This is a genomic window from Rhizobium sp. LCM 4573 (assembly GCF_001854865.1).
Lineage (GTDB): Bacteria > Pseudomonadota > Alphaproteobacteria > Rhizobiales > Rhizobiaceae > Neorhizobium.
This window is the reverse complement of the sequence record NZ_MDDW01000007.1, coordinates 14142-29833: the sequence shown is the minus strand read 5'-3', so window position 1 is coordinate 29833 and position 15692 is coordinate 14142. Positions and strand designations below refer to the sequence as shown.

General features: G+C 61.4%; 13 protein-coding genes and 1 riboswitch. Of the genes, 3 read left to right on the top strand and 10 right to left on the bottom strand.

Annotated elements, in window-relative coordinates:
• The first annotated feature begins 15 nt into the window (after positions 1 to 15).
• The gene (locus tag LCM4573_RS13520) at positions 16 to 552 is read left to right on the top strand and encodes an RNA pyrophosphohydrolase (protein ID WP_071006843.1); all 537 of its coding nucleotides are present in this window, start codon (positions 16 to 18) and stop codon (positions 550 to 552) included.
• A 56-nt stretch (positions 553 to 608) separates the two neighbouring features.
• On the opposite strand, the gene bfr is transcribed toward LCM4573_RS13520, so the two are convergent.
• The 5 genes from bfr to purU form a co-directional block, all read right to left on the bottom strand.
• Positions 609 to 1094, bottom strand: coding sequence for a bacterioferritin (gene bfr / locus LCM4573_RS13515; protein ID WP_046796799.1), 486 nt, complete (start codon positions 1092 to 1094; stop codon positions 609 to 611).
• On the bottom strand, positions 1060 to 1470 hold the full coding sequence (locus tag LCM4573_RS28545; RefSeq protein ID WP_083347434.1) for a hypothetical protein: 411 nt from the start codon (positions 1468 to 1470) through the stop codon (positions 1060 to 1062). The genes bfr and LCM4573_RS28545 overlap by 35 nt, the downstream gene beginning before the upstream one ends.
• Positions 1471 to 1569: 99 nt before the next feature.
• Positions 1570 to 1770 (bottom strand): hypothetical protein, encoded by a 201-nt coding sequence (locus tag LCM4573_RS13510; RefSeq protein ID WP_046796801.1) that lies wholly within the window; start codon positions 1768 to 1770, stop codon positions 1570 to 1572.
• A 431-nt stretch (positions 1771 to 2201) separates the two neighbouring features.
• Positions 2202 to 4658 carry an aminotransferase class III-fold pyridoxal phosphate-dependent enzyme gene (locus LCM4573_RS13500; protein WP_071006841.1) on the bottom strand — a complete coding sequence of 819 codons (2457 nt, stop codon included), beginning with the start codon at positions 4656 to 4658 and terminating at the stop codon, positions 2202 to 2204.
• 75 nt (positions 4659 to 4733) lie between these two features.
• On the bottom strand, positions 4734 to 5624 hold the full coding sequence (gene purU / locus LCM4573_RS13495; RefSeq protein WP_071006997.1) for a formyltetrahydrofolate deformylase: 891 nt from the start codon (positions 5622 to 5624) through the stop codon (positions 4734 to 4736).
• A gap of 296 nt (positions 5625 to 5920) precedes the next feature.
• Between purU and LCM4573_RS13490 the strand changes: the two genes are divergently transcribed.
• A complete protein-coding gene (locus tag LCM4573_RS13490) occupies positions 5921 to 7747 on the top strand; it encodes an alpha/beta fold hydrolase (protein ID WP_071006840.1) in 1827 nt (608 codons plus the stop codon).
• Here the strand turns inward: LCM4573_RS13490 and LCM4573_RS13485 are convergent.
• Genes LCM4573_RS13485 through LCM4573_RS13465 form a run of 5 tightly spaced genes read right to left on the bottom strand, consistent with a single transcriptional unit; the run spans position 7718 to position 13509 of the window.
• Positions 7718 to 10147: a glycosyl hydrolase 2 galactose-binding domain-containing protein gene (locus LCM4573_RS13485; RefSeq protein WP_071006839.1), complete on the bottom strand. Its 2430-nt coding sequence runs from the start codon at positions 10145 to 10147 to the stop codon at positions 7718 to 7720. The genes LCM4573_RS13490 and LCM4573_RS13485 overlap by 30 nt on opposite strands.
• Positions 10144 to 11127: a DUF1839 family protein gene (locus LCM4573_RS13480; protein WP_071006838.1), complete on the bottom strand. Its 984-nt coding sequence runs from the start codon at positions 11125 to 11127 to the stop codon at positions 10144 to 10146. The genes LCM4573_RS13485 and LCM4573_RS13480 overlap by 4 nt, the downstream gene beginning before the upstream one ends.
• 4 nt (positions 11128 to 11131) lie before the next feature.
• Positions 11132 to 12040 (bottom strand): amino acid--[acyl-carrier-protein] ligase, encoded by a 909-nt coding sequence (locus LCM4573_RS13475; protein ID WP_071006837.1) that lies wholly within the window; start codon positions 12038 to 12040, stop codon positions 11132 to 11134.
• A gap of 36 nt (positions 12041 to 12076) precedes the next feature.
• Entirely contained in the window at positions 12077 to 13258 is a 1182-nt protein-coding gene (locus LCM4573_RS13470) for an acyl-CoA dehydrogenase family protein (RefSeq protein ID WP_071006836.1), read from the bottom strand.
• Positions 13258 to 13509, bottom strand: coding sequence for an acyl carrier protein (locus LCM4573_RS13465; protein ID WP_071006995.1), 252 nt, complete (start codon positions 13507 to 13509; stop codon positions 13258 to 13260). The genes LCM4573_RS13470 and LCM4573_RS13465 overlap by 1 nt, the downstream gene beginning before the upstream one ends.
• A 166-nt stretch (positions 13510 to 13675) precedes the next feature.
• Positions 13676 to 13787, top strand: a riboswitch (TPP riboswitch).
• 96 nt (positions 13788 to 13883) lie between these two features.
• On the opposite strand from LCM4573_RS13465, the gene thiC reads away from it, so the two are divergent.
• Positions 13884 to 15692, top strand: a complete 1809-nt coding sequence (thiC, locus tag LCM4573_RS13460) for a phosphomethylpyrimidine synthase ThiC (protein WP_071006835.1) — start codon at positions 13884 to 13886, stop codon at positions 15690 to 15692.

Here is a 15692-nt window from a genome sequence, read left to right as displayed (position 1 = left end):
GGGCAGGAAACGAGAATGAGCAACGGCGGCAAGAAATCCGTGAGACCGGAAGATCTTCCTTATCGGCCTTGCGTTGGGGTGATGGTGTTGAACCGGGAAGGCCTGGTATGGGCCGGCCGGCGGATTGCCGAGGGGAATACCGAATATGACGGCTCGCCGCAGCTTTGGCAGATGCCTCAGGGAGGGATCGACAAGGGTGAGGACCCATTAGCTGCTGCCTATCGGGAACTCTATGAGGAAACCGGTATCCGCTCGGTTTCGCTGCTGGCCCAGTCGAGAGACTGGATCAATTACGATCTGCCGCCGCAACTGATCGRCATCGGCCTCAAGGGAAAGTATCGCGGCCAAACGCAGCGCTGGTTTGCCTTCCGTTTCGAGGGGGATGAAAGCGAGATTTCCATCAATCCGCCACCTGGAGGGCATGAGCCGGAATTCGATGCCTGGGAATGGAAGCCAATGGCAGATCTGCCGGGGCTTATCGTACCGTTCAAGCGAGCGGTCTATGATCAGGTGGTGGCGGAATTCGCCTCTCTCGCTCCGGCGACAGCCTGAGCCAAGAGCAAAGCCCGGCGGGGCGGATAGCCCGCCGGACTTCGTTCTCCAGCAAATTATTCTGCGGAATCGGCCGAGTCAGCGTTGAGTTGACCGTACTTCTCTTCACCGATCTTTTCGAGAAGTTCGAGCTGGGTCTCCAGGAAGTCGATATGGCCTTCCTCGTCGGCGAGCAGTTCTTCGAACAGCTTCATGGAGACATAGTCTCCTGCCGCGTGACAGATGTCGCGGGAGGCCTTGTATGCCGTGCGGGCGTCATATTCGCCGGCAAGATCGGCTTCCAGGACTTCCTTGACGTTCTGGCCGATGCGCAGCGGTCCGACGGTCTGCAGGTTCGGATGGCCCTCGAGGAAGATGATGCGCTCGATCAGCTTGTCGGCGTGATGCATCTCTTCGATCGATTCGGCGCGTTCCTTCTTTGCGAGCTTGGTATAGCCCCAGTCCTCGAGAAGGCGGTAATGCAACCAGTATTGGTTGACGGCGCCAAGCTCCAGGAACAGTGCCTCGTTAAGCTGCTCGATGACTTTTGAGTCGCCTTTCAATGTCCGCTCTCCTGTTTTCCTCGTGGAATTCTTTCAAGCGGGACATATAAACGACAACCTCGGCTTCCGTCGAGTGGCGGCGGGCGTGATATTCCTCCGTCGTGCGAATGATCAGATCGACGACGTTCGGGAAACAGCCGCAACAGCGACCGCGTTTTGCCATGGCATGGTAGACCTTGGCAGGTACTATGAGCTGCCAACAGTCTTCATCAAGGAGTTGGACGATAGTGTCCCTGATTTCCTTTTCGGTAATGTAATTACAACTGCAAACCAGCATTCTTACGCAACCCGTCAAACCTGACCATCGGCATCCGCTTTTTTTGCTAAAGCGGATAGGGTATGTCAAGAAAAAAGCGGTTGTTCCTTCAAGGAACATCTAATAATCGCGTGAGCCCTAAAAAACCTCGGATCCGGATATGAAAAACCGCCCGGCAGCAATGCGGGCGGTTTCGTAAATTGTTTCGGCTTGAAAATATCAGGCGTGAATGGCGGCCGGCACATTGTTGCGCGAGCGCACGAGATCCCGGATCGCCAGACGCACCTGATCCGGCGTGTCGAAACGCTGCTCGTCGAGGTCGATGACGTGGAACTTGACCGCAATGAACTTCAGGCGGTCCTGGTCCGGGACTACGATGCCGACGGGCTCACCGCCGAACTCAATAACTTGCTTCTGCATGGAACAGACTCCCGCTGTGGCTGCCGAGGCAGCTCTGCGAATGAATTTTCTGGAACGATTGAACCGGAGCGTTACATTCGACAGCACGGAAGGGAGCAGGGTCCCGTGCCATTCACTTTAAACGCGGCTTGACCAAAGCTGGTGGCGACGCGGATCATTTTATTCATGTCACTCTCCCCAGTGTGGTGGTTGCGCCTCTGCCGAGCGGATTCGCCGATCTCGACGAAGCGGAATGTATGCGAATCCATCGATGCAATCAACGAAAAACACGCTACATAGAATTTTTTTCTGTAGCATGACAAGAAAAGGGCGGAATTGTGAAATCTCATTCGCAATTGGGCGACCTTCGTCCGTCTGCCCTTAGATAGGATGAGAAGCGGCCCGAACAAGGTCGGTGCGAGGAAATCTCCTTCGACGACGGTTTCCATCCCTCAACTTTCCGAGAGGACATCCTCCAGGACCTCAATGAAGAAGTAGGCGCTCTCCGGCGCCAGGCAGAGCGGCGGGCGCAGCCGAAGCCGACTGGAATCCTCATTGGTCACCAACACTCCGTTCCGGCGCAATCTAGCGCCAAAGGCTTCGGCGTCACCGTGATAGTCGATCGCGAGATCAAGCCCATTGCCGTGAACGGTCACGACCGCTGGAAAGCGTTCGGAGAAACGTTCGAGGAAGGTCTTGAGATAGGCGCCGGTTTCGCGGGCGTTTTCCCGAAGCGCTTCCTTCTCCAGGAGTTCCAGTGCGGCATTCGCCACGGCAAAGCTCGTCGCGCCGATCGATCGAGGTGTTCGCTCGTCAAGATGACCGGCCGCGATTTCGCTTCTGGTAAACACACCGACAAAGCCGGTTGCCGCTGGGCTTTCGGCAATCAGGATATCCGGCACGAGCCCGGTCTCTTCAAAGGCCCAGGCATAATGCCCGAGCCGGCCATAGCCGGTGGCGGTCTCGTCGGCGACCGCAAGGCCATCCCGGGCCGTTTTCAGCTTCGCCACGAGTTGGGCTGCGGCCGCGGGGCTCTCGACAAAGAAAGCTCTATCAAGTTCGTCCGGAAGAAGGGCAGCCATCCTCCGGCGATATTCCTCCTCTGCGCGGGAAGCATTTTCCGGCGCCGCGTCCAGCAGCCGCAATTGCCGCTCCGCCGCGGATGCAAGTTCCCTTCGGCCGTGGCCGACGAGGCCGGCTGCGCCGCTGAAATCGAGAAGAGGCCGGGCGGCACCATCATAAAGGTATTCACGCCAGCCCCGCACGGGCCGCGCCGGTTCCTCCGGTTGAGGTGCATCGACATCGATGCCGAGCAAGGCGGAAGGCGAGGGGCAAACGATGCTCCAGATGCCCGCCTGCTCCGCCGTCGAGAACAGTGGAGGCACGAGTTCGGGATCGCGGCAGAGACGCAGTCTCAATCCACCGACCGAACCCTCGGCGCCGGCAACTGCGCCGATCGTTTCGCCGGCGGCAAGCTCGGTGTCTACCGCAAGCTCGCAGGCGAGACCCTCCGCATGCAGCGTCAGCCCGGCGCCCGAAAGCACCAGTCTTGGACCGGCCGCTTTCAGCCTGCCGGAAAAAGGGGCGGCCGCAGCCGTTCCGGCGGGAACGCACACATCGATATGAAGGGCGAAGTTTTCCGACCGGCTGCGGGTATTCGTCTTTGTTCGTGATAGCCGGAATTCACCGTAGCGGGTGCTGCCCATGCCCGTTTCCCACGCGACATGAGCCAGCAGCTTCCAGTCTATTTCCGGCTCGGCCCAGTTTCCTTCCCGGAAATGTGCGCTGGTCATGCCGAGATCGACCAGTCGTATGCGGTCGGGCTCGATTTCCGGCAGCAGCCGCCCGATAACCGGCATGGTCTTGGCTATGCCGCAGGCATCGWGGATGGCCGCGCTCATCAGGGCGGGCGAGGCTTCCGTGACTTTCGCAAGAAGGCGTTGCCCTTCCTCGGCTTCCGCCGCTGCCTCATAGCTTTCCGGATCGGCCGCGTGCCTGTGCTCCGCAGTCGCKGCCATCAAGGCGATGCGAATTACCACCAGGGGCCACAGAGCCTCCAACTCGGCTTCCGTCAGCGGATAAAGCGCATGATAGGCCCGCGCCGCCGGCAGGATGGAAAAGGGATCGCTGCCATTGCGCCGAAACAGGAAAGCGCAGCTCGTGGCAAGGCCCGCCACGAGCCAGCCGCGGGCAATGCCGGTGAAATCCGTCAAACCGTCGGGACGCCAATCTCCCTCGCTCATATCTCCTACGACCGACAGGCCGGTGAGGTTCTGATGGGAGGGCTGGACGCGCAGTTTCGCTCCGAGCGGCTGAACGCGCCTAAGCGATGTGACCATGGCCTTGGCAATCATGTCGCGCGCCGGATGGTCCTCGACGGTGGCCAGAAGCTCGACCGTCAGCGGTCCGGCGCGTCGCAGATCGAGTTCCGGCTGGCGGTCGAGTACGGGATGGTCGAAACCTTCGAGGCTCTTGGTCAGTGCCGCCGAGAGCGTACCGAAGGCGGCAACGGCTTCCTCGGAGAAGGAGCCTTCGGCGGGCGGAGGCGAGCCGTCGAGAAAGGTGAGGAGGCGTACCCGATAGTCTTTGTCGGCAAGGGAAAGCCGAACCACATCCTCATTTTCCCGTGACGCGACGGGTTCAGGCACCCGCGGTCCGTCCGGACTGCGGGCGACATGCCGCATCAGCGCATGCTCTCCTTCGACATCCTGTTCAGGATCGTCGGCGGGCGCAGCCTTCAGGAGATAACGCATATGACCGTTGTCGATCAGGAAATAGGGATGCCTTCTTCCGGCGATCGGGTTGATCGTGCCGGAAAGCCCGTAGTGATCCCTGAGCACGGCCTCCACCTCTTCGGCCGATATGGCTCGGCCGTCATTTTCGCCATCGGCAGGAAAGGCATCGGACATGCACCGCTCCGGAAACAAATGTTCCCGGAGAGGATAGCGCGCCGCAACCGCGCGTCCATAGGCTCAAGCGGTCTATCAGCCCATACGTTCGGAGGCGTAGCTTCCGGGGCTCGGCGGAAAGATGATGGTGCGGTTGCCGTTCAGGAAAACGCGGCGGTGGATATGGGCATGGATGGCACGGGCCAATACCTGGCTTTCCACGTCGCGGCCGAGCGAAACATAGTCGTCGGGCGATTGCGCATGGGTAATGCGCACCGTGTCCTGCTCGATGATCGGGCCCTCGTCCAGATCGGCCGTGACGTAGTGTGCGGTGGCGCCGATGAGTTTCACGCCGCGCTGATATGCCTGCTTGTAAGGGTTCGCGCCCTTGAAACTCGGCAGGAAAGAATGGTGAATGTTGATGATCCGGCCCGACATTTTCGCGCAGAGCTGGTCGGAAAGCACCTGCATGTAGCGGGCGAGCACGATGAGTTCGGTGCCCGTCTGCTCGACTAGATCCATGAGCTGGGCTTCGGCCTGCGGCTTGTTTTCCTTCGTCACCTTGACATGGTGGAAGGGGATGTCGTGGTTGACGACGACCTTCTGGTAATCGAAGTGGTTGGAGACGACACCGACGATATCGATCGGCAGGGCGCCGATCTTCCAGCGGTAGAGCAGATCGTTGAGGCAGTGGCCGAAACGCGAGACCATCAGCAGCACCTTCATGCGCTCGGCCGCGTCATGGATATCCCATTCCATGCCGAATTTCTTCGCGACGGGCTCGAAGCCTTCGATCAGGGCGGGACGGCTCACACCTTCCTCGGAAATGAAGGAGACGCGCATGAAGAACTTGCCGGTGTCCAGATCGTCGAACTGCGAACTGTCGATGATGTTGCAGCCCTTCTCCGTGAGGTATCCGGAGATCGCGGCCACAATGCCCCTGGTGGACTTGCAGGTTACGGTCAGAACGTAATTCATCTTCGTCATCATTCCCTCGCCACTCTTTTCGGCCGCATGATGTATACATGAACGAGGCGCCAGGGAATATCCGGCGCCTCAATCTCTCTTGGTCGACCTGAGCTTAAGGAAGGASGCTGAAAATTCCGTTCCCGTTGCGCCCTTCACGTGCGCATCCCCGTCGCTGCCGCTTTGTGCCGGACGCGGCAACACGCGATTCCGGCACACTCGAGGCGAGATGCCGCAAATTATTGCGGGCGCCTTAAGGCTTTGGCAGCGAGATTGGGGTATTCGTCGGCGATCTCTTCTGATCTGTCGGCGATATCATGGCGGACGCCCCGAACACTCCCATCTCCCCGGTTACCTTTCGGCCCGCCGCCGAGCCGGTCACGTTCAACGGAACGGTCGGCCTTTTCTCCGGCCCCCGCACGGGCGTCGATCCCTCCTCTTTTGCCGTGCTCCTTGCAGGCCCGTGGGGGCTTGAGGAGATGTGCACACGGAAATTCTGGCGCATCATCTCCGAAAAGCTCGCCGATCGCGGTATTGCCAGCCTGCGCTTCGATTATCCCGGTACTGGCGATGCGCTGGACGGGGTGGATTTCGGCAGCGGACTTTCGGTCTGGTCGGATAGCCTCGTTGCGGCGGGTGATCAGTTGAAAGCGCTTTCCGGCTGCGAAAATACCGTCGTCATCTCCCAGGGGCTTGGCGCTGTTATCGCTGCAAGAGCTGCAAAAGACCTGGCCGGATTGGCGGCGATGGCCTTTCTGGCTCCCGTCCTTTCCGGCCGGCAGCACCTGCGCGAGCTTGCCGTCTGGTCCGGGTTCGTCGATGAAAATCTGGGCCTTCCGCAGGAGCAACGCGTTAGGGATCGCGTGTCAATCGCTTCGTTCACCATGCCGGACGAAGTGGCGGAAGAGGTGCGCAAGGTCAATCTGGCGGCGCTCGATGAGCTCCCTGCACCGCGTGCTCTCGTGGTGGGCAGGGTTGATCGGCCTGCCGACAGGGAGTTCGCAGCGCGGTTGAAATCGCTCGGCGTCGAGGTGACGGAGCAATCGTTCGAGGGATACGATCAACTCGTCTCCAATCCCGCTATCTCGAAACTGCCGTTGCCGGTCGCCGACAAGCTCGTGGACTGGGTCGCTTCGCTGCCGGCGTCAACCGACCAGTGCAGGACCAACCCGCTGCCGGTTTCGGCCAAGGCTCTTGCAAGCGAAGGCTTCCGTGAAACGCCCATTCGTTTCGGGAATAACAATCGGCTTTTCGGCGTGTTTTGCGAGCCGCTGCAACCCCGCATGGGGGCGACCGTGCTCTTTCTCACCTCCGCCTATGACCGGCACGCCGGCTGGGGCCGAACGACGGTGACGATGGCCCGCGCCCTCGCACGCTCCGGCATCGCCTCTTTGCGTTTCGATACGGCCAATGCCGGCGACAGCCCGCCCGTACCGGACCTGCCGGAGCAGGTTCTCTATGATTCATGCCAGAATGCCGATGTCTCGGAAGCCATGGATTATCTGAAAAGCCGAGGTCTCGGCCCGGTGGTCGCCGCCGGGCGCTGCAGCGGCGCCTATCTCGGCCTTCAGGCGGCGCTGGCGGATGCCCGCATCGCGGGCGTGGTGTCCGTCAACCCCGCAGTCTTCCGCTGGCGGCCCGGCCGCTCCGTGGAAGAGGCGATCGTCAACGGCACGCGGCGGCTGGAGGATTACGGACAGCGGGTGCTGCGGGCGGAGACCTTCCGGCGGCTGCTGCGGGGCGAGGTCGATATCAGGCGCGCGGGCATGAATATCCTGAAGGGCGTCCAAGGCAAGATAGCAAGCGGGCTGCTCCGTGCATTTCGCGGCATCCTGCCGGAAGGACAGGCTATCTATGCCATGTTCCGGACGTTGCGTCAGCGGGGTGTGCCGGTCGCGCTGATCTACAGCGAAAACGATCTCGGCCTTGAACAGCACGATTTCTATTTCGGCCATGATGGAAGCGGCTTTGCGCGGTTCCCGAACGTTACCTCCACCGTCATTCCGGACGCTGACCATAATCTGACGCCGGAGCATGCGCGGGCAGCCTATCTCAAGGCGATCGAAGAGATGGCGTTGCGCGTCACACGCATTCACCACCCGGAAGCTGGAACCTCAGAACGGGACGGCTCGCTCGCCGCCTAATGCTCTAACGGTGCCGGATGRCCGGCCCGGTGCGGTCCCCTCGACGGCAGTCAATCTCATCCGCTTTACCTCGCCCGGTGCGAGGTGAAACCAGTTGTCGCCGGCGCGGAAGCCAGGCGCTTCGATGGCGACCGACTGCGCCAGGCGGTCCGTCGAGAGTTCCAGCCGATAGCCTTCCTCATCCTCCGTCAGCGCGGTTTCAATGACAGCGTCATGGAGGGCTTCTGCCCGGCCGAGCGGAAAGTGGAAGGCATCGGCGATCACCTCGCCGGTTCCGGCATTTCTCAGCCGGGCGACTGTCACGTCATGAGAAGGCGGGCCGAAACGATAGGCATAGGTGGTGTCGAAGAAGGCGCCGAAGAGGTCGGTTGCGGCGAGCGAGCGGCTGCTTCGAGGTTCGAGTATCAATTCGCGCCGCGCGGAAACCACGGGCACTTTTCCGTCGCGCAAGCAGGTGAGTTCCAGCAGGGTCGGCAACAGAGAGGCGGTTTCGTTGATGAGATGCACGTCGAGCCCGTTGGTGCCCTCATCGGAAAGGATGATCTGCACCGGTCGGAAGGCACGTTTCAGCGCGTACCATGCGGGTTTCGGCCGGCGGCTGACATCGACCAGGCCCCAGCCGGGTCCTTGCATCACGTCCTTGAAGGTGAATGTCAGGGCACCGTTGCAGGTGGAGCCCGGCCGCCGCCATTCGGCGAAGGCTTCTTCCATCACCTCACCCGTTACGGCTCGGGAAAGGGCGAGATAGCGGTCGAAATCGCTCTCCCGAAGCTTCTGCGGGTCCGCATCGTATAGAAGGCCGAGATAGTGATCCCGCACGTCCTCGAAATCCCAGTCCGCGCCCGTATCACGCGGAATGCCTTCCTTCCCACCTGCGAGTGTCTCGGTGGCGGAGAGATTGGAGAAGGCGAGGCATTCGGCCGCGAAACGGATTTCGGCGCGGCGGGCATCTTCCAGCGGACGCTTGTAAGCGCCGACGCCGTAATAGTGGGCAATCCCCGCATTCGGATAGAAGGGTAGTGCACCGCCACACGGGGAATTCGGCACATAGGGAATATCGAGCCGCCTCACGGCCGCAATGCCGGCAAGGATTTCCTCGAAAAGCGGCCCTTTCCAGATGCGTTCGGRCAGGCCGAGCATCGCTCCCTGCTGATGGATTTCGCTGCCGCCGCAGAGCACGGCAAGCGATGGAGATGCTTGCGTGGCTGCAAGGAACTGTTCGGCTTCGGTTTTCACGTGAATCACGAAATCCGGGTCGGCAGCCGGATAATCGAAATTGGCGAACATGCAGTCCTGCCAGACCATCAGGCCCAGTTCGTCGCAGAGCGCGAAAAATTCCGGGCTTTCGTATACCGCGATGCCCGGAGTGCGAATCATGTTCATGCCGGCTTCCTTCGCCAGCCGCAGCCAGGGCTCGTAGCTTTCGCGGTCACCGGGAAGGCGGACGATGTCGGCGGCCGTCCAGACCGAGCCGCGGCAGAATATTTTCTCGCCATTGAGGATCAGGCCGAAGCCTTGGCCATCCTTGCCGTGATCGACTTCGATCCGCCGAAAGCCGGTGCGGCAGAGATGGTGGTCTACGCCGTCGATCCGTAGTGTCACGTCATAGAGGTTCGGTTCGCCATGGGTATGCGGCCACCAGGGTCTGATATCGGGAATGTGCAGCTCGGCGGAATATCTTCCCTCCGTTGCCGTAAAGCGCACCTCGCGGCCGTCGCAGACCAGACGGAAGTCTCGCTCCGGCCCTTCGTAACCAAAGCTGACATGCAGGATGCCCGTTCCGTTTTCTGCGAGTCTGGCGGAAAGGGTTGGGGGAGGGGTAAAAGCCTGCTCGCGGATCAGCTTGATCGGCCGCCACGGACCGACGGCATGAACCTCCGGGCACCAGCCGGGCATGAAGCCGAGCGCCGTGGTGCGGATGAGCCGCAGCCCTTGTGCATTCATGAGCCGTGGACGCCATCGGGCGCGAGGACCGGTGCGTTCAAGATGCGGACCGAGCGCGCGGAAGCAGATCGTAAGTTCCTGCCCGCCGGTCAGGATCATCTCCACGTCATATGCTTCGAACATGCTTTCCGAGGAGAGGATAGGCTCGCCATCGAGAAAGACCTCCGCCACTGTGGCAAGTCCCTCGAAACGCAGGATGGCCGGTCCCACCGCTTCATGCGGCAGAAGGAGACGATACCAGGCGTCCTTGTCGATCAGCGGCTCCGGTTGGTTGCGGTCGAACCGGCCAACTGCCTCCAATGCGGCAGCGACCGTGCCCGGCACGATCGCGGGAATGGTGTCGAGCGCCACGGGAAGCCCGGCCGGTCCGGAAAATGCGCCTGGTGYGGTCAGCACGAGCGACCAGCCCTCGTGGAGAAGGCTGGTTTCGGCATCGATCGGTGAAAATCCGCTCACGCCGCCTCGCGGGTGCCGTCAAGCGTAACCGCCATCTCGGTCATCAGGCTATCCCAGGCCTCGGTCGCGGGATCGAGCGCGGTGGCGAGCGGCTCGAATTTTTTTCGGGTGACGGCACGTGCGAGCTGGAACTGCGTGGATTTCATAACTTCCGAAATCTTCAGGGCCTGCTCGGCAGCTTTGGCAAAGGTTTTGTCGTCCAGCCAGGCCAGAGGGCTTGCGAGAAGCTCGAAATTGGCGCCGAACTGGCGCAGCGTGTTGAACGCATATTTATGGAAGAAGCCGAAATCGCGTTCGGCCACGCGCTCCACCTGGGCCGGAAAAACCTCGGCAAAGGCGCGGATCGGGTTTTTCGCCGGGCGGCGCGTGAAATGATGGCGCAGAAGCCGCCATGCCGTCTCGCGGATTGCCACCTCTTCGGGATAGCTCGCCGGAAATTTCGCAAACTCCGTATAGGGCAGGAAGGGCAGTGCATCCGAGGCCGCATTCATCTGGAAAAGCCCGTCGAAATCCTCGCCGGAAAGATGAAAGAAGCCGGCGTTATGGAAATAGTCGAGTTCGCGGCGGTCAAGGTCGAGCCGGTTGATGGCCACGGTCGTCTTGCCGTGTTCCTGGCGGTAGGTGAGGCCCCGCGTGTCGGGCAGATGGAAGCTGTCGAGCTCCATGAGGCAGAGCCGGCCGCGGGCGATCTGTTCCAGGACATGGAGTTCCGGCCGGTCGAAGATTGCTAGCTCAGTCACGCGAATGCCGAACAGGGTTTCGAGATCTTCGAGCGGCACCTTGAAGAAGGTGGCCTGGTCGCCTTCGAAGTCCTGCGTCAGGGTAAAGCCGAGCATGGCTTCCGGCGGCAGGTTCTGCGCCGAAAGCACTTCGATCCACAGATCGACATAGCAATTGGTTTCCGGCCATATGCGTTCGGAGGAATGCAGCCCGTGCGGCCGATAGTTCGCCGGATCGAGCCCCGGGAAAACCATGGTCATCGGCTCAGCCCCATAGCACGGCGCGGACGTCTTCCGGCCATTCCTTCGTCTTGAGGCCGTGGGTGTGGAAGAGCGCAAGTGCGATGCGCTCCAGGCCGAAGCCTACGCAGGCGGTGTGGGCGGTCGAGCCGTCTTCCAGATAGAGGCCCCATTTCGCGCCAAAGGCATCCTGATGGTAGTTGAAGCTCATGCAGGCGGTCGGTTTGGCGGTGGAGGTGATCGGGATCAGCAGTTCGAATTTCAGGTTCTGGTCGCGCTGGTTGTTGGCGARCATCTTGCCGGCGCGGCCGAAGAAGGGGTCGTTGGCGATATCGATCGTCACGTCGAGGCCGACCGATTTCATCATCTCGACGCCGCGGTCCATCCAGCGCTGGCGAAAATCGGTCACCTGGGCCTCGGTGCCCATGCAGACATATTCCCGCATGCGGAAAAGCTGCTGGCGGGCAGGGTCCTTCGAGGGCTCGTGGCGGAAGCAGTAGCTCTGCAGATCGAAGAGCCCGCCGGCGGCGGAGAGCCTGCCGCGCTTGGCGATCGTGGGATAGAGCGGGTAACAGGCGGCCGGCGTCAGCACGATATCGGTCGCCTCCTGCCCTTCGGTCCAGTTCTCTCCCACCTCCATGCACTTCAACAGGCTCATGTGGTCGAGTTCGTTGCCGCAGAAGGAATGCACCGTGCCGGCGAGCTGCGGGAAGCTCTTCATGTAACCGCTGGTCTCGAAATAGGCGCGGTTCATGCCCGGTGGAAAGCGCATCGCTTCGGCTCCGYCGCCGCCGCCGATCCTGTCGATCAGCCGTTCGAAGGCGGCGATCACCTCTTCGAATTCGCCGCTGCGGCCATAGAGACCGTCGACACCAGTATCGATCAGCAGCCCGGCTTCGAAGAGACGGTCGAGAAAGGAAACTTGCATGTCCATGGCTTCACCTCGTTCATGGGTGTGCAAAGGGAGGGCTCAGCCGAGGAGGCTGGTATCCGGTTTCTGTACCAGCAGCATGGTCGACGTATTGCCGAGGATGCGGTCGTTGGAGATCATGAGCTGCGCCGAATGGGCGTCGCGCAGATGCCGGCCGAGGCTGTAGGGCGTGCCGTTCTTGTAGCCCATGATGCCGCAGATCATCATTGCCTGGTTGATAATGGTCAGGATCGTCTCGGACGAGGCGAGCTTCACATTGTTCATGGCGATCGCGAAACCCATGGAGGAAAGCCGGTCCGGATCGGCCTTGGCATCGGCATAGGCCTTCAGGCCCGAAAGCAGGTTGGATTTCAGGAGCTGAAGGAGGTTGGAAGCCTCCGCCAGCCTTAGCGCGCCGGGAGGCGTCTGGCCATTCGCCTTGCGGGCGGCGGCGCGCACGAAGGCCTGCGCCCGGGCGACCGCGTCGGCGGCAATCCCGTACCAGACCGCGCTCCAGAGAAGGTGGGAGCTTGCGAGCATGCTCTGTGCGGCGATTTCGGCAAATGGTTTCGGGAAGACCTGTACCGCCGGGGCCTCGCCCTTGAACAGAAAGCCGTCGGAGCAGGTGCCGCGCATGCCGAGCGTATCCCAGTCGACGGTCTTCTGAAGCGTGTACTGGCCCTTTCTGAAGACGGTCATCACCTGATCGCTCGGCGCTGCATCCTTGTGGGCGCGCGAGGTGATCATGATCGCATCRGCATGGGCGCCGTAGGAAATGACGGTCGCGTCCTTTTCGAGCCGGCAGGTGTCGCCCTCGATCTCGATCGCGCAGATGGAATTACGCAGATTGCCGCCGATGCCGCCTTCGGTCGTCGCCGAGGCGATCAGAAGCTGCCGTCCGGCGAGCTCGCGCATGAAATCCACGTGCCAGCTGCTTTCCCCGCCATGCTCGACGAGGCTGCAGAGCTTGATCTGGTGCATGGCGAAGACCATGGCGCTTGCGGCGCAAGCCTGGCCCAGAATGGAACAGACCTCGGCGATCTCGATCATGGAAGCGCCCTCGCCACCCTGGGCAAAGGGAACCTGTATGCCGAGCAGCCGTTCGGCTTTCATCGCCTCGACCGCCTCGTGTGGAAAACGACCTTCCACATCGACCCGGTCGGCGAATTCGGCCGCGATGGCAGCGACGCGATGCGCCCTGCCGCCGAGGCTCATGTCAGTGACGACGGCGGCGGAAGGCATCAGGCGACCTCGCGGGCTTTCAGGATCATCGAGACCGTTTCTTCGATCGCCGCGATGCTGGCGAAGGACTTGCGGTTCAGGAGGTTATCGGGAAATTCGATGTCGAAGGCTTCCTCGATGCCGAGCATAAGCTGCACGGAGGCGAAGGAGGAAAGGCCGGCGGCATAAAGATCGGCGCTGTCGTCCAGTTCGGTAACGGTCACCGGAAGGCCGCCCAGCCGTCCCAGCAGTTCGCGAATAGTCTGGTTCATCATGAAATCCCCGAGGGTTTTGCTGCGCTCATCGCTGACCGCATGTTTAAGCGGGAAAGCGTAAGATTGAGCTAAGGAAGATGGTGAAGCCGAGGCTGCGGGATTCGATAAAATCCGATTCTTTTGCTTGCGCTTGACAAGCGCCGTGGTCGGGTTTTTGATGCGCACCATTCACCAGGGGGGTCCCGGCAAGGGGCTGAGATACTGCTGGAGCGCGCAGTGACCCGTTGAACCTGATCCAGTTCATACTGGCGTAGGGACGGTGCGAACGCTGCGGCTTCACGGCTGGATTCCGGCCAACCCGGCTCAAGGCGTTTTTCCATCATTCCAACACCGGACTGGGTCTCCAAACGTCAAACCTTGGAGCCTTGCCCATGAATATCGCTACCCCCAAGCTTACTCCGGTCGTCACGACCGGCCCGCTTCCGGCTTCCACGAAAGTCTTCAAGCCCGGCACAGTCCATCCGGATATCCGGGTTCCCATGCGCGAGATCGCGCTGCATCCGACGGCGGGCGAGCCACCGGTGACGGTCTACGATTCTTCCGGCCCCTATACGGATCCTGCCCATGCGGTGGCCATCGAATCCGGCCTGCCGCGGCTTCGCGAAAGCTGGATCAAGGCGCGCGCCGATGTCGAAAGCTATGAGGGCCGCCTGGTCAAGCCGGAAGACAACGGCTTTGCCACCGGCGAACGGCTGACGCCGGAATTCCCGGTCCGCAACGCGCCGTTCAGGGCGAAGGAAGGCAAGGCCGTAACCCAGCTTGCCTATGCGCGCGCCGGCATCATCACGCCGGAAATGGAATTCATCGCCATTCGCGAAAACCTCGGCCGCCAGGCCGCGAAGGAAGCCCTCGAGAGAGACGGCGAAAGTTTCGGCGCGCATATTCCCGATTTCGTCACGCCGGAATTCGTCCGCCGCGAAGTCGCCGAGGGCCGGGCGATCATTCCCGCCAACATCAATCATCCGGAAAGCGAGCCGATGATCATCGGCCGGAACTTCCTGGTGAAGATCAACGCCAATATCGGCAATTCGGCCGTCACGTCCTCCATGGCGGAAGAGGTGGAGAAAATGGTCTGGGCTATCCGCTGGGGTGCGGACACGGTCATGGATCTGTCGACCGGCCGCAACATCCACAATATCCGCGAATGGATCATCCGCAATTCGCCGGTTCCGATCGGCACGGTGCCGCTCTACCAGGCGCTTGAAAAGGTGAACGGCATCGCCGAGGACCTGACCTGGGAAGTCTATCGCGACACGCTGATCGAGCAGGCCGAACAGGGCGTCGATTACTTTACCATCCATGCGGGCGTGCGGCTCGCCTATATCCCGCTCACCGTCAACCGCGTCACGGGCATCGTCTCGCGCGGCGGCTCGATCATGGCCAAGTGGTGTCTGCACCACCACAAGGAAAGCTTCCTCTACGAGCATTTCGAGGAAATCTGCGATATCTGCCGCGCCTATGACGTCTCCTTCTCGCTCGGCGACGGCTTGCGCCCCGGTTCGATCGCGGATGCTAACGACGCCGCTCAATTCGCGGAACTGGAGACGCTCGGGGAGCTGACGCAGATCGCCTGGGCTAAGGATTGTCAGGTGATGATCGAAGGCCCCGGCCATGTGCCGATGCACAAGATCAAGGAGAACATGGACAAGCAGCTCAAGGTCTGCGGCGAGGCGCCCTTCTATACGCTCGGCCCGCTGACGACGGACATCGCGCCCGGCTACGACCACATCACCTCCGGCATAGGGGCGGCGATGATCGGCTGGTTCGGCACCGCCATGCTCTGCTACGTCACGCCGAAGGAGCATCTGGGCCTGCCGGACCGCGACGATGTGAAGGTCGGCGTCGTCACCTACAAGATCGCCGCCCATGCGGCCGATCTCGCCAAGGGCCATCCGGCGGCGAAGGTCCGCGACGATGCGCTCTCCCGCGCCCGCTTCGAGTTCCGCTGGGAGGACCAGTTCAACCTGTCGCTCGACCCGGAAACGGCGCGCTCCTTCCACGACGAGACCTTGCCGAAAGAGGCGCACAAGGTGGCGCATTTCTGCTCCATGTGCGGACCGAAATTCTGCTCCATGCGGATTTCTCACGATATCCGCGCCGAGGCGCAGAAGGAGGGCCTGGAGGCGATGGCGGCGAAGTATCGCGACGGCGGCGATCTCTACATGCCGGTGGAGCAATAG